This window comes from Streptomyces violaceusniger Tu 4113 (assembly GCF_000147815.2).
Classification (GTDB): domain Bacteria; phylum Actinomycetota; class Actinomycetes; order Streptomycetales; family Streptomycetaceae; genus Streptomyces; species Streptomyces violaceusniger_A.
In genome coordinates this window covers 2,578,802-2,592,216 of sequence record NC_015957.1, presented here as the reverse complement: position 1 = coordinate 2,592,216, position 13,415 = coordinate 2,578,802, and the positions used below count along the sequence as shown (strand labels likewise).

Sequence of the window (13,415 nt, the reverse complement as noted above, 5' to 3'; positions counted from 1 at the left end):
CGCGCACTTCGGTGACACCGGTGAGGTCCTCGGCCGCGTGCGCGGTCGGTGTGGAGCCGACGCTGACCGTACCGACGGGTAGCCCGGCGGCGCGTAGCCGCTCCGCTGCCGCGACCGCGGTGCCCGCCGCATCGTCGGCGAGCACCTGGTCTGCGACAACTCGCCTCTACAGCGCGTAGACCTGGCCGGTCTGGGCGCCCTCGACGGAGCGGACGTAGACCTGGGCGACGTCGGCGAGATCAACCGAACCCATGCCGGGGAAGTAGTTCCCGTAGTAGGAGAGGCTCTCGGTGAAGACGGTGGGGCTGACCGCGTTGATGCGCTGCGGGGCGATCTCGATGGCGGCGGCGCACACGAACGCCTCCACCGCGCCGTTGGCCATGGAGGCGGCGGTGCCCGTGGGGATCGGCTCGCGTGCCAGTACGCCCGTGATCAGAGTGAAGGAGCCCCGCTCGGCGATGCGGGTCACGCCCTGCCGGACCAGGTCGATCTGGCTGAGCGCCTTGCCCTGGAAGGCTGCCAGATAGTCCTCGGGGGTCATCTCCGTGACCGGCTTGAACGGCACGTCGCCGGCGGTGCTGACCACCGCGTCCACACGGCCGGCGCACTCGTACATCGCGGCGGTCTGGGCGGGGTCAGTGACGTCGTACCGCAGGTCGCCGCCGGTGCGCCCGACAGCCAGGATCTCATGGCCTCGGGCGGACAGCTCCTTGTGCACGGCCGTGCCGAGCGTGCCGGTGGCACCGATGAGCAGAATCTTCATGTCAGCGACGCTAGGCCCGGCCCACCGGGGCAGGGAAATGCCGTTTGCGAAGCGCTTATGCTTGGCGGTTATGAATGTCGAGCTGCGGCATCTGCGAGCACTGGCCGCGATCGGGGACGAGGGCACCATCACCGGTGCCGCTGCCGCTCTGCACATCAGCCAGCCCGCGCTGTCCCGGACCCTGGAGCAACTGGAGAGCCGGCTCGGCACGCGCCTGGTGGAGCGCACCACCCGCCAGCTCTCCCTGACCGACGCCGGTCGCCTGCTGTATGAGCGCGCTCACCTGATCCTCAATCAGCTGGACGATGCGCTGTCGGAGGCCCAGGCGGGGCTGCGGCCGCTGCGGATCGGCTTCGCCTGGGCGGCCCTCGGCGACCGTACCGTGCCGTTGCTGCGGGCCTGGCGTGAACAGCACCCCGACATCCCGGTACGGGTACACCGCCGGAACGATCCCGAAGCGGCGCTCCGCCGGGGCGAGATCGACGCCGTCTTCCTGCGCACTCCGCCCACTGCCGACGCCGAGCTGATGACCGAGGAACTCTACCGGGAGCGCCGTCTGGCCGCCGTGTCGGACAGCGACCCGCTGGCCGGCCGCTCCGTCGTGCGTCTGGCCGACCTCGCCGACCGGTCGGTCGTACTCTGCGCCACCGCCGCCAGCACGGCCAACCTCTGGCCCCGCGGGCAGCAGCCCGCCACGTTCGAGGTGGCCAACGTCGACGAGTGGCTCACCACGATCGCCACCGGAGAAGCGGTCGGCGTCACCACGGAGGCCACCGAGCACAGCCACCCGCATCCCGATGTCCGCTACCTGCCCCTCGCGGACTCCGCCCCCGTGACGGTGCGCCTGGTCTGGCCGCGCACCCCTACGCATCCCGCCACCCGCACCTTCCTCAAGCATGTACGACGCATGATCGGCGCTGCCGAACCCGAGCTGTAACGAACAGCGTCCGTCGCGTCTCTCGTCCCGGCAGCAGTCTCACGAAAAATCGGACGTCAAGGCCCCTTTCCCGAGTGCCGCCCGTCACAGGCCGATCTTCCAGCAAAAGCACAGGCAATGGCCATGATGTCGGGAAACGATCGAATGACGACAGAGGCGGCGTGCGTCCAATGAACCCAATGATTCCGGGGCCTGACGACGGCTCCGATCCAATGAGATCCGATGGCGATTGACGACAGGGTTAGATGACACCCGAGGTCCGATGCGCCGACAGGAGCGGGGAACAGCGTGGCCAATCTCGTCTACAAGCGGGTGTCGACCGACCAGCAGTCGACTGACCGGCAGAACCTCGTCCTGGACGAGGCCGGGATCGAGGACCGGTCGTCTTCGAGGAGGAGTCTGGCACTTCCAGCCGCCTACACCCGCTTGAGCATCCGAAGTTCGGCGACCTGCTCACCTATGCACGGCCGGGTGACACCGTGCACATCTCCGAGATGTTCCGCCTGGTGCGCGGCACCGGGCACATCCTCGACGTGCTCGACGTCCTGCACCGCGACCGGCTCGCGCTGCGCATCCACGACGGCGCGTTCTCCGGCATGGACCTCACCGCCCGCCACCCGCGCACCGGCGAGCTGCTGGTCACCGTGAAGTTCATGGTGCAGACTCTCGCCGCCGCCGGCGAACTCCAGCGCGATCTCCAACGCGAGCTGACGTACGACGGGCTGCGGGCCGCCGCGGCCAAGGGCAACAAGGGCGGACGCCGCCCCGTCCTCGCGCGCGACACGGTCACCGACGTACGGGCCGCCTACCTGGAGGGCCAGTCCATCGCCGCACTGGGCCGCGAGTACAGCGTCAGCCGCGGCGCCATCCGTACCGCCGTCGCCGACCTCCTGCCCGAGCACGTCGCCGCCGCCGAACCCGTCCCGGCCCCGGAGTTGCCGGTCACCCTCGACATGCCGGGCAAGGTCGCCGACTTCCTCCGCACCACCGAGTTGGAGCCCGCTCAGCAGGCCGCGCTCGACCAGGGGGCGACCGTACGGCGCGGCCAGGGCTACACCCTGCGCGTGACCGCCGTCCTCGCGGTGCACCACCAGCTCCTCGCCCGCTGCCAGCCGCTCGACGGCGCCCAGGGCGTCCCCGCAGTCCCGGCACAGTGCAAGGCCCGCCGCGAGTATGCGAACCGAGTCAGCACCCTCGGGGCTACGGCCGGACCATGATCAACAGCTTAGCGTTGTTTTTTCGGCGAGAACTACCCCCAGGGCTCGGGATCGATCGCGTAGCGGCCCCGCGGAACGGTGGAAGGTGCCCGGCGTGTCTTCCGGTCCCGGTCCCGGTCGCGGTCGTCGTCGGAGACGTCAGGGATGGCGGCAAGCTCGGCCAGCTCCGGCGTGATCGCGGTGCCGCACTTGGAACAGAGGAAGACGAACAGCAACGGGTGCTGCGGACCGACAGGCGACGAGGGGCTCAACCGGGCCTGCCCCTGCGGTGCTCCGGTCGCGACCCTCGCGGCCGACTGCTTCGGGCCCCACGAACTGCACCTCGATCCCGTCCGGACCTACGCGTTCTCCGAGTAAGACGGCGGCGCGCGCCGGGGCGGGTACCGCTAGAGGCGGATTCGGGCCCAGACGGTTTTGCCTACGATGCGTTCACGGACGCCCCATGCGTCGGCGAGCGTGTCCACGATCGCCAGACCGCGTCCGGACTCGTCGTCCGGGGTCGGGTCCGCCAGGGCGGGGCAGCCCTCGCGCGGGTCGGACACCTCGACCCCGACCAATTTTTCTGCGTCATATGCGATACGCACCTCGAAGTACCGCCCCCGTACGCGTCCATGGCAGACCGCGTTGGTCGCCAGCTCGGAGACGACGAGCAGGACGAGGGCGGCCGAGCCCCGGTCCAGGCCCCAGGCGCGGAGGGCGGCATCGGCAGCGCGGCGGGCGTGGGGGACGGAGGGGGGACGGGTGTAAACCTCTGCATCCAGCCATGGAGCGGGTTTACATCGTGACTTTCCGCGTTCATGCTCCCACTGTCAGTGCAGGCGGCTACCTTCACCAGTAACAGAGCGTCGACTGCGACGACCGACAACTCTGGTCGAACGCAGGTTGATTGGCGTTGACCGATGTTGAGGGGGTGGCCTGCGTGGCCCAGTCGAAGAAGAAGGACTCCGCTCCGCCGACCGTGCAGTACTTCGCCGCTGTCCTGCGGCTTCTGCGCGAGCGGTCGGGGCTGACCCAGGACGAGCTCGGCGCGCTCATGAACTACACGGGGTCGGCGGTGAGCGCCGTGGAGACATGCGCCAAGCCGCCGACGGACGAGTTCATCGACGCGGCCGAGAAGGCACTGGACGCGGGCGGGTTACTTCGTTCCGCGATCAAGTACTTGCGGCTTGAGCGGTATCCGGCCCACTTTCAGGGGCTCGCCCAGTTGGAGCAGGAAGCGCTCAGTCTGTCGTCGTACTGCACGCATCTGATTCACGGCCTGCTACAGACTGAGGAGTACACCACGGCGCTGTTCGACTACGCATTCCCGCCGCTCGACAGAGAGGAGGTCACGAAGCTCGTCGCCGCGCGAATGGACCGCAAAGCACTCTTTGACCGCAAACCGGCAGCCGTGGTCAATGTCATCCTCGAAGAGGCCGCGCTACGGCGCCACATCGGCGGGCCGGAGGTCATGCGCGCCCAGTACGCACACCTCACCGAGTGCACCGCCCGCCCGAATGTCGTCGTCCAGGTCATGCCCATGAGCCAAGCTGGGCACGCCGGGCTTCCCGGCCCGATGACGTTGATCGAGACACCCGAGGAAACGCCCGTGGCCTACCTTGAGGGCCATGGCCAAAGCATCCTGTTGTCCAAGCCGGAAGAGGTCGGTGTTCTGGCCCGCCGCTATGCCATGATCAGGTCTCAGGCCCTCAGGCCGGAGGAATCCGTACGCTTCATCGAGAAGTTGATGGGTGAGTTATGAGCAGACTCGTGTGGTTCAAGAGCAGCTACAGCGACAACACGGGCGGCGAGTGCGTCGAGGTCGCCTACGACTGGCACAAGTCGAGCTACAGCGACAACACCGGCGGCCAGTGCGTCGAGGTCGCCACCACCTCCACCACCGTCCACATACGGGACTCCAAGAACCCCGGCGGTCCCCGCCTCCGCATACCCGCTACCGCCTGGGCCGACTTCCTGACGTTCGCGAGGGCTTGAGAAGAGCCAAGAAGAGTCGTCGGCAGAGGGACCGGCCGGGGCCGGTCCCTCCCGTGTCGGTCACGGACACGGTCCGCTAGCCGCGGGTGTTCCGGCAGTCGGATCCCGAACCGCCGGTCGAGCCGGGCTGGGCCGCACTGGCGCTGACTCCAGCGCCCACGCTGTCCACGGGGGATCCCACCGACAATCTGGAGTCGCACTGATTGTCCTGGTCCGGCCCCAGCGTGGTGAGGCCGCGGAAGAACGCGTCGGGAAGGCCGGGCCACTGCTGGGCCTGTGCCGCGTTGACGCCTCCGAAGACCAGGGCGCAGGAAACGGAAGTACCCAGCACCAGTACGCGAATGAGCTTCTTCACCAGAGCCACCTTCTCGAAAAGCTCGATAATTCGGTCGGCCAATGTTGCCCCGCAGCCTGCCCAACGGCCGCGATCAGCGGCAGGAACGACACGACCGCTTAGTGCGAATGGTCGCGCCGGAACATCAGGCCCGGCCGTGTGCCCGTTGTGCGCGGCGGGACAGGGAGTCGACGACGACGGCGAGCAGCAGCACCCCGCCGGTGATCATGAATTGCACGGCGGTCTGGATGTCCATGAGTGCCACGCCCGAGGCGATCGACTGGATGACCAGGACGCCCAGCAGGGCGGACCAGGTGCTGCCGCGGCCGCCGAAGAGGCTGGTGCCGCCGATGACGGCCGCGGCGATGGCGTTCATCAGCAGGTCGGTGGAGACCGATGTCTGGCTGACCGAGTTGATCCGGGAGGCCAGGAACAGGCCGCCGATGGCGGCCATCGTGCTCGACATCATGAACGCCGAGGTCCGCACCCAGACCACATTGACCCCGGCGCGACGGGCCGCCTCGACCCCGCCGCCCAGGGCGAAGATCATCCGCCCGTAGGCCGTGCGGCGCAGGACGTAGTCGAGGATGACGAGGACGACCAGGAAGATCAGGAGGGCGAGGGGCAGGCCCTGGAACTTGTTGAGCACGTACGCGGCGGCGAAGGCGATCACCGCGAGCACCCCCGTGCGCAGGGCGATCTCGGCCGGGGCGCGGAAGGGCACGCCGACGGCGCGGCGGCGGGTGACGTCCCGCCAGGCGGTCAGGAAGTACCCGGCCGTGCCGACCGCCGCCAGGGCGTAGGCGGCGGCGACATCGGAGAAGTAGAAGTTGGTCAGCTTGGCGACCAGGCCCTGATCGTCGAGGTTGATGGTGCCGTAGGCGCCCATGATGGCGAGCATCAGCCCGTACCACCCCAGCAGTCCGGCGAGGGTGACCACGAACGCGGGGACGCCGACCACGGCGGTGAAGAAGCCGTGGACGAAGCCGACCGCCGTACCGCAGAGCACTGCCAGGACGATGGCGGGTGGCTCGGGCATGCCGTAGTTGACGCTCAACACGGCGAACAGGGCGGAGGCCAGGCCGCTCACCGAGCCCACCGACAGATCGATCTCGCCGATCAGCAGAACGAAGATCACACCGACCGCGATCATGCCGGTGCCGACGATGTCCACGCTGAGGTTGGAGAGGTTGCGCGGGGAGAGGAAGTGAGGATTGAGGATCTGGAAGATCAGCCAGATCGCGAGCAGTCCGAGCACGACCGGGACGGAGCCGAGCGCTCCACCGCCCAGTTTGCGCCCGAAAGCGTCGGCGAAGCGTTCGGCACCGTGCGCGCTGGGTCCGCCGATCCCGCCGGGCACGCTCACAACTCCCCTTCCCGCGTCGCCCGCCGCGTCACCGCGTTGTCGGAGGCGCCGGTGATGGAGGAGACGATCTGTTCCTGGGAGGTGGTGGTGACGTCGAAGAACCCGTTGTTGCGGCCCAGGCGCAGCACCGCGACATAGTCGGCGACGGCCTTGACATCGCCCAGGTTGTGGCTGATCAGCAGCACTCCGAGGCCGCGTTCTCGGAGCCGTTCCACCAGGTCGAGGACCTGGGCGGTCTGCTCGATGCCGAGGGCGGCGGTGGGCTCGTCCAGCATGACCAGGCGCGGCTCGCCGAGCAGCGCCCGGGAGATGGCGACGGTCTGCCGCTGGCCTCCGGAGAGCGAGGCGACGGGCCTGCGCACATCGGGGATGCGGATGGCGAGGGTGGCCAGCAGATCGCGGGTACGGCGCTCCATCTCCACCTCGTCCAGGATGCCGAACCGGGTGATCTCACGGCCGAGGAAGAGATTGCCGACGACGTCGAGGTTGTCGCAGAGCGAGAGGTCCTGGTAGACGGTGGCGATCCCCAGATGCTGGGCGTCGTGCGGGCGGCCGACGTGCACGGGGCGGCCCCGCCATTCGAGGGTGCCCATGTCGGCCGGTTCGACCCCCGCGATCGCCTTGACCAGGGTTGACTTCCCCGCGCCGTTGTCACCCACCAGGGCGATGACCTCACCGGCGTGGATCTCCAGATCGACGTCCGTGAGCGCCTCGACCGCGGCGAAGCGCTTGAAGACGCCACGCAGCGCCAGCAGGGGCGGGGCCGACGGTTGGGCCATCCGCTCCTCCCTTCATCCCGCGTCGTGCGATGAGCCGTTCCGGCCGATGAGCCCGGCCCTGCGGCAGTCATCCGCATACTTCTTGGTGCATATCTGATCGACGCGATACAGACCGTCCTTGATGACGGTGCTCTTGATGTTGTGCACGGTCACGGCCACCGGAGTGAGCAGCACCGCGGGGATGCCCCGGGTGGTGGAGTTGTTGACCCGCTGCGTCGCGATCCCGTTGAGCGATCTGCCGCGTCCCAGTGCGATGGCCATCTCCGCGGCGGTGTACGCCTCGGGCCTGAACGGCTTGTAGACGCTCATGTACTGCTCACCCTTGACGATCCGCTGAACGCCCGCGAGCTCGGCGTCCTGGCCGGTGACCGGGGGTATCGGATGGATCCGGGCCGTCTTGAGGGCGCTGATGACACCCGAGGCCAGGCCGTCGTTGGCGGCGAGGACGCCGTCGATGGCATGGGGGCCCAGGGCGGCGATGGCGGCGGACATGTTGCGGTTGGCGTTCTCCGGCCGCCAGCCGACGGTCTCGTAGGACTTGACGATCTTGACCTTGCCCTGGAGGACGGAGCGCGCGCCCTGTTCGAACCAGTCCGCGTTGGGGTCGGTCGACGAGCCGTTCATCATGACGATCTGGCGGTTCTTGGGGTTCGGGCCCAGCGCCCTCAGCAGCGCCTCGCCCTGGAGCCGGCCGACGCGCGCGCCGTCGAAGGAGACGTAGCCGGAGATGGGCCCCTCCGCGAGACGGTCGTAGGCGACGACCGGGACGTTGGCGCGGCGGGCCTGGATCACGGAGTGGCGGATGGCCTTGGTGTCCACCGCGTCCAGGATGAGCACATCGATCCCGTTCGTGATCATGGCTTCGATCTGGTTGCGCTGGGCGGCCGGATCGTGCTGGGCGCTGGCGTAGCTCACCGTGCAGCGCGGGCAGAGCTCCTTGACTCGCTTCTGGATCAGGGGTGCGTCGAAGCGTTCGAAACGGACGATCTCGTTCTCCGGGAGCAGCAGGCCGATCCGCAGCGGCCCGCGGTGCGGCCCGGCCGCGCCGACCGTCTGGCCGACCTGAGCCGCCTTGCCGCAGGCGGCGAGGGACACGGCAAGGACCAGGCCCACCGCGACGGCGACGGCCGCACGGAGGTGATTACGCGCCCGGGAGCGCGGCCGGGCACGCGTCGGGGCGTCCGTCCGAGCACGCGTCGAAGTGCGCGTCCGGGCGGTCGTACGGGAGCGCGTCCAGGCGTGCGGCCAAGCGGTCGTCCGGGAGCGCGTCCAGGCGGTCGTACGGGAACGGCTCATCGCCTTGCCCTCCTCCCTCTCCTCCCCCTCGCCCCCCGCGTCCACGGTTCGTCTTCCGCGTCGGTCGGTCCTTCCGGCGGCTCCTCCGGGGGCGGCCCGCTTGGGGGCTCCTCCCGCGGGGACGACAGGGAGAGCTCACCCCAGACCTGCTTGCCCCCGCTCAGCGGCACCGAGCCCCAGGTCTGCGACATGGCCTCGATGAGCAGCAGCCCCCGCCCGCCGGTCGCCTCCCAGTCCACGGTCGCCGGTTTGACGGGGGTGCGCGGCGAGGGGTCGTTGACCGCGATCCGCAGCCGGTCCGCGGTCAGCGTCAGATTCAGCCGCACCTCGCCCCGGGTGTGCACCAGGGCGTTGGTGACCAGCTCGGAGGTGACCAGCAGCGCCACGTCCAGCTCGTCCGGCAGGCCCCAGTTGCGCAGGGTGCGGGCGGTGAAGCGGCGGGCGTGCATCACGGCGTCGGGCAGCCGCCACACCGTCCAGCTCGCCCGGGTGGGCCGCACCCGCATCCCGTCGTAGCGCAGCAACAGCAGCGCCACATCGTCGTCCCGGCGGCTGTGTCCGCCGAGCAGCTCGTCCGCCACCCCGCCGGGGTCGGCCGGGTCGGCGCGGGCGAGCGCCTGGCGCGCCCGGCGCACCCCTTCGTCCAAGTCGAGCCGGGCGGACTCGACCAGGCCGTCGGTGACCAGGGCGAGCAGGGTGCCGGAGGACAGCCCGGCCGCGGTCATCGGGAACTCGGCGTCCGCGACCACGCCCAGCGGCGGGCCGCCCTCGACATCGAGCTCCTCGGTGGTGCCGTCCGGGTGGCGCAGCAGCGGCTGGATGTGTCCGGCCCGGACGAACCACGCCTCGCCCTCCTCCATGTCGAGGTCGGCGTAGCAGCAGGTGGCGAAGAGGTCGGTCTCCATGCCGACGAGCAGGCGGTTGGCGTGCGCCACGACCACATCGGGCGGATGGCCCTCCACGGCGTAGGCCCGGATGGCGGTGCGCATCTGGCCCATGATGGTGGCGGCCGCGGCGCTGTGGCCCTGCACATCCCCGATGACCAGGGCCACATGGCCGTCGGCCAGCGGGATCACGTCGTACCAGTCGCCGCCCACCTCCAGGCCCATCGTCGCGGGCAGATAGCGGGTGACGGCCACCCCTCCGGGCAGCTCCGGCAGCTTCCGCGGCAGCAGGCTGCGCTGGAGCATGGTGGCCAGCTCGTGCTCGGCGTCGAGGGCGTGCGCGCGCACCAGGGCCTGCCCCACCAGACCGGCGGTGGCGGTCAGCAGCGAGCGCTCCTCCGGGCCGAACTCATGCCGCCGCTCCCAGCCGATCAGGCACACCCCGACGATCCGGCCGTCCGCCGGGAGCGGGAGTACGGCGAGGCCGCCGGGGCCGATACCGGCGAGTCCGGGTTCGAGGGCGGAGCCTTCGGGCCAGATGCTGACCTGGCCCTCCCGCAGCGCCTCCGCCAGCGTGGGGAGGGCATGGCTCGGCGGCTCGGGCCATTCGGACCGCCAGGCGGACCGCCACACCTCTGGCCAGGCGGCGGGCTCGGCGGGCGAGAGGACGCCGACCACCAACTGATCGGCCTGGACCTCGGCGACCGCCACCCGGCCCGCCCCGAGCGGATCGCGCAGCGCGCCGACCACGGCCCGGCCCACGTCCCGGACGGTCGTGGCCCCGGCCAGGGCGGCGGACAGCCGCTGCACCAGGGACACCTCGTCGGCGCGGGGCCGCAGGTACGAGGTCTCCGCGACCACGCCGAGCATGCGCCGGGGCGTGCCGTCCGGGCCCGTCTCGACCCGGGCGCGCAGGCCCAGCCAGCGCAGCTCACCGTTGGGCCGGCGGATCCGGAACTCGAGCTGCGCGGTGCCGGAGGTCAGCACGTCGGGCTCCAGGACCGACATCAGGGCGGGCACGTCGTCCGGGACGGCGACCGTCAGCAGGGTCTCCACCCGTCCGTCGAAGTCCTCCCCCGCGATGCCGAAGAGCTCGAGCACCTGGGTGTCGGCGGTCATCCGCCCACTGCCGAGGTGCAGCACGAACGAACCGACCCGCAGCCGGTCCAGGGTGGGGCCGGGGAGGTCGGGATGCGGCTGGGTGAGCGCCTGCGGCCCGGCCGCCTCGATCCCGGCGGCCACGTGGTGGGCGTAGAGCTCGATGAAGCCCCGGCGGTCGGCGTCGATGCCGTCGGGTGCCTCGTCCACGACCACCAGACACCCCAGCCCCTTGCCGTCCCCGCCGAGCGGCAGCACCCCCAGCGAGACGCCGGGTGTGGTGGGGGTTTCCGGGGTGGTGGGGCCGGTGGGGCCGTAGGCGGCGAGTTCGGTGGGGGTCAGCCACAGGGGGCGGCCGTCATGGAAGGCGTCGGTGACGGGCGAGCGCCCGGAGAGCGGGTAGCGGGCCGGCAGCGCGTACGACCGCCCGGCGTTGCGCACCGTTTCGGCCAACCGCAGCTCGGCACCTTCCGCGTCCAGCACATAGACAGCCACCAGCGCGGTCCCCGTGAACGTCAGCACATGCCCGGTCACAGCACGCCTGCACCGCCTCCGTGCGCGGACCGCCGGTCTTGTGGGCGTACCCGGGCCCTTGATCGGCCTTCGCGCGGCGACCGGTCACGACCACCGGCGGGGCCTTCGCTGCCGCGCCCCCTCGAAAGGGTGGGCGCCTTTCCTCAAAGCATGGCACAGCGGTCTGAACCCGGCCATCTCCCCTCGGAATCGGCGGTACGCGACGGCGATCGGCGGCAATCGGTGATGCGGGAGACCTGGCCGCATGGTGGATCTGCGGGTGGTTACGAGGGACGACTGGCCGCTGTGGCGGGACGTCCGCCGGGCGGCGCCGGCCGAGGCGCCGCACGCCTTCACGTCCCGGCTCGCCGACTGGCCCCGCGGCGGGGAGGAGCGGTGGCGCGCCCGGCTGGAGACGCCGGGCGCCCACCACGTCGTCGCCCTGCTGGACGGCCGGGCCGTCGGAATGGCGGGCGGCCTGCCCGGGGACGGCGGGCCGCCGGAGCTGAGGTCCGTCTGGGTCAGCCCCGAGGCGCGCGGCCATGGCGTGGGCGACCGGCTGATCGCGGCGGTCGGGACCTGGGCGCTGCGGGCGGGCGCCACGGCGCTGCGGCTCGCGGTATCGCGGTACTCCCGGGCAACGCCCCGGCGATCGCCCTCTACGAGCGGCACGGTTTCGTCGCCACGCAGGAGCCGGGGGATCTCCTCGCCGACGGCGTGACCAGGGAGCTGGTCATGGTGCAGGCGCTGCGGCGGAGTTGATCCCGCCGACCCACAGTCGTGAATTCCGTTCATTGATATGGACACGCCATGATCCTTGCCCTACGTTGACTCTTGGTCTAGACCATGATCCATCCAGGGAACGGAACGGACCGGAGGTGGGCCCATATGCCCGCGTTACGCACCACCAGACGCGCCAGACGCTCCCCACACACCAGGACGGCCATGGCCGTCGCCGCACTCATGGGCATCCTGACGGCGGGGGTCGCGTCCGGAGGGACGGCCACGGCGAAGGAAGCCGCGGCGTCACCGACGGACGGATGGACGCAGACGTCGTTCACATACTCGATGCACAAGCCGTGGAATCTCGACCTGAGTGAGCGCTACCGCTACGACTCGGGCTCGAAGACCCACACGATGTGGGTGAATTCCACCGATGAGCCGCTCGAAGAGGGCAGCAGCACCGATCCGCGCACCGAAATGCGGTGGCAGCAGGAGTACACCTCGGGGCAGCACATGTGGGACGCCGATGTGTATGTGCCGTCCGGTACGAACGGCGCCGACATCATGCAGATCCTGCGGGTCAAGCACCCGAGCGGCACACCGGCCACCGACATCATGTTCCGGGCGTCCAGCGAGAACGGCGGAACGCTCAGGCGCTATACGGACACCGTCATCAAGTCCGGTATCTACAACAAGTGGTGGAACCTAAAGGTGGCCCACAACGCGGGCACCGGAAAGATCCAGGTCTACGCCGACGACAAACCGGTGCTGACGGTCGACGACCGGGGCCCGGCGACCCGCCACTTCAAGAACGGCGTCTATCACCACGGCAACGGCCGGGCCGAGGCCCGGTTCCGCAACATCCGCTATTGGGTCAAGTAGAGGAGTCGGACGGTGTCCATCAAATACCGCGTCATTGCCGGAATCTCGGCCGCCTGCGGACTGCTGCTGGCGGCTTCGGGCGCCGCGCACGCCGAGGTCGAACCGGGCGGCTGGTCGTCCGAGTCGCCGGGGTTCAAGGTGCAGGAGCGGGGGTGCGGGCAGGTCGACAACCTCACCTTCACCCTCACCTGCTCCACCGCGAGCGGGGACCAGCGGGCCGAGCGGCGCTATGACACCTACAACGGGGGAACCCACCAGTTCGAGGGATACTTCCGGGTCACCAGCATGGGCGGCACCCGGATCAGCCTGAAACAGACGTTCAACGACACCGACGGCGACGCCGGTCCGTACTTCATGCTCGCGGTCGAGCGGGGCGGGCGGCTGTACGCCGTGCACGGCGGGGACACCCTGTCCAACGCGGGGACGGTCGGGGCCACGGTGCGCGTCAATACGGTGCACGAGGTGGGCAAGGAGCACCGTACGTACATCAACGGCTCGCTCAAGCACACCGTGGACAGCCCCGGCGGCAGTTTCTACGACAAGTTCGGGGCGTACCGCACCGGCAGCGGCAACGGCCCCGCCACCGTGGTGTGGAGCAACGTCAAGTTCTGGCGCAAGTGAGCGGCTCGGTACGCGCCCTGGCGGCGGC

At 70.1% G+C, this 13,415-nt stretch carries 13 protein-coding genes and 3 pseudogenes; 7 read left to right on the top strand and 9 right to left on the bottom strand.

Features of this window, described 5'->3' with window-relative positions:
* Position 1: 1 nt before the first annotated feature.
* Together STRVI_RS54115 and STRVI_RS11375 are read right to left on the bottom strand one after the other, a co-directional pair.
* Positions 2-121, bottom strand: a pseudogene (locus tag STRVI_RS54115) (DSD1 family PLP-dependent enzyme); the annotation flags it as partial.
* Between the two features lie 45 nt (positions 122-166).
* The gene (locus STRVI_RS11375; protein WP_014055795.1) at positions 167-763 is read right to left on the bottom strand and encodes a short chain dehydrogenase; all 597 of its coding nucleotides are present in this window, start codon (positions 761-763) and stop codon (positions 167-169) included.
* 70 nt (positions 764-833) lie between these two features.
* Between STRVI_RS11375 and STRVI_RS11370 the strand changes: the two genes are divergently transcribed.
* Entirely contained in the window at positions 834-1,700 is an 867-nt protein-coding gene (locus STRVI_RS11370) for a LysR family transcriptional regulator (protein WP_014055794.1), read from the top strand.
* A 446-nt stretch (positions 1,701-2,146) separates the two neighbouring features.
* Positions 2,147-2,917 (top strand): annotated as a pseudogene (locus tag STRVI_RS11365) (recombinase family protein); the annotation flags it as partial.
* Between the two features lie 32 nt (positions 2,918-2,949).
* On the opposite strand, the gene STRVI_RS11360 reads toward STRVI_RS11365, so the two are convergent.
* Positions 2,950-3,132 carry a hypothetical protein gene (locus tag STRVI_RS11360; protein WP_043235757.1) on the bottom strand — a complete coding sequence of 61 codons (183 nt, stop codon included), beginning with the start codon at positions 3,130-3,132 and terminating at the stop codon, positions 2,950-2,952.
* 171 nt (positions 3,133-3,303) lie between these two features.
* Positions 3,304-3,678: an ATP-binding protein gene (locus tag STRVI_RS11355; protein ID WP_043235755.1), complete on the bottom strand. Its 375-nt coding sequence runs from the start codon at positions 3,676-3,678 to the stop codon at positions 3,304-3,306.
* Between the two features lie 131 nt (positions 3,679-3,809).
* Here STRVI_RS11355 and STRVI_RS11350 point away from each other — a divergent pair, with 131 nt between their 5' ends.
* Together STRVI_RS11350 and STRVI_RS11345 are read left to right on the top strand one after the other, a co-directional pair.
* Positions 3,810-4,658: a helix-turn-helix domain-containing protein gene (locus tag STRVI_RS11350; protein ID WP_251982585.1), complete on the top strand. Its 849-nt coding sequence runs from the start codon at positions 3,810-3,812 to the stop codon at positions 4,656-4,658.
* Positions 4,655-4,891 (top strand): DUF397 domain-containing protein, encoded by a 237-nt coding sequence (locus tag STRVI_RS11345; protein WP_014055790.1) that lies wholly within the window; start codon positions 4,655-4,657, stop codon positions 4,889-4,891. The genes STRVI_RS11350 and STRVI_RS11345 overlap by 4 nt, the downstream gene beginning before the upstream one ends.
* Positions 4,892-4,967: 76 nt before the next feature.
* On the opposite strand, the gene STRVI_RS11340 is transcribed toward STRVI_RS11345, so the two are convergent.
* The 5 genes from STRVI_RS11340 to STRVI_RS11320 form a co-directional block, all read right to left on the bottom strand.
* Positions 4,968-5,246 carry a hypothetical protein gene (locus tag STRVI_RS11340; RefSeq protein WP_014055789.1) on the bottom strand — a complete coding sequence of 93 codons (279 nt, stop codon included), beginning with the start codon at positions 5,244-5,246 and terminating at the stop codon, positions 4,968-4,970.
* Between the two features lie 124 nt (positions 5,247-5,370).
* Positions 5,371-6,585, bottom strand: a complete 1,215-nt coding sequence (locus STRVI_RS11335) for a sugar ABC transporter permease (RefSeq protein ID WP_014055788.1) — start codon at positions 6,583-6,585, stop codon at positions 5,371-5,373.
* Positions 6,586-6,587: 2 nt separating this feature from the next.
* A complete protein-coding gene (locus tag STRVI_RS11330) occupies positions 6,588-7,370 on the bottom strand; it encodes an ATP-binding cassette domain-containing protein (RefSeq protein ID WP_014055787.1) in 783 nt (260 codons plus the stop codon).
* 12 nt (positions 7,371-7,382) lie between these two features.
* Positions 7,383-8,666 (bottom strand): sugar ABC transporter substrate-binding protein, encoded by a 1,284-nt coding sequence (locus tag STRVI_RS11325; protein WP_078505709.1) that lies wholly within the window; start codon positions 8,664-8,666, stop codon positions 7,383-7,385.
* Positions 8,663-11,182 carry a SpoIIE family protein phosphatase gene (locus STRVI_RS11320; protein WP_014055785.1) on the bottom strand — a complete coding sequence of 840 codons (2,520 nt, stop codon included), beginning with the start codon at positions 11,180-11,182 and terminating at the stop codon, positions 8,663-8,665. Before STRVI_RS11320 ends, STRVI_RS11325 begins: the two co-directional genes overlap by 4 nt.
* A gap of 244 nt (positions 11,183-11,426) precedes the next feature.
* On the opposite strand from STRVI_RS11320, the pseudogene STRVI_RS11315 reads away from it, so the two are divergent.
* From STRVI_RS11315 to STRVI_RS11305, 3 genes and pseudogenes are all read left to right on the top strand, one after another.
* Positions 11,427-11,923: pseudogene (locus tag STRVI_RS11315) on the top strand (N-acetyltransferase family protein).
* A gap of 183 nt (positions 11,924-12,106) precedes the next feature.
* Entirely contained in the window at positions 12,107-12,766 is a 660-nt protein-coding gene (locus STRVI_RS11310) for a cinnamyl-alcohol dehydrogenase (RefSeq protein ID WP_014055783.1), read from the top strand.
* 12 nt (positions 12,767-12,778) lie between these two features.
* Positions 12,779-13,387, top strand: a complete 609-nt coding sequence (locus STRVI_RS11305) for a hypothetical protein (protein ID WP_014055782.1) — start codon at positions 12,779-12,781, stop codon at positions 13,385-13,387.
* Positions 13,388-13,415: the final 28 nt, after the last annotated feature.

What these genes read in the sequence shown, in the direction of transcription:
- STRVI_RS11310 (WP_014055783.1), top strand. Translation starts at nt 12,107, where the DNA reads ATGGCCGTCGCCGCACTCATGGGCATCCTGACGGCGGGGGTCGCGTCC.
- STRVI_RS11370 (WP_014055794.1), top strand. Translation starts at nt 834, where the DNA reads ATGAATGTCGAGCTGCGGCATCTGCGAGCACTGGCCGCGATCGGGGAC.
- STRVI_RS11375 (WP_014055795.1), bottom strand. Translation starts at nt 763, where the DNA reads ATGAAGATTCTGCTCATCGGTGCCACCGGCACGCTCGGCACGGCCGTG.
- STRVI_RS11330 (WP_014055787.1), bottom strand. Translation starts at nt 7,370, where the DNA reads ATGGCCCAACCGTCGGCCCCGCCCCTGCTGGCGCTGCGTGGCGTCTTC.
- STRVI_RS11345 (WP_014055790.1), top strand. Translation starts at nt 4,655, where the DNA reads ATGAGCAGACTCGTGTGGTTCAAGAGCAGCTACAGCGACAACACGGGC.
- STRVI_RS11325 (WP_078505709.1), bottom strand. Translation starts at nt 8,666, where the DNA reads ATGAGCCGTTCCCGTACGACCGCCTGGACGCGCTCCCGGACGACCGCT.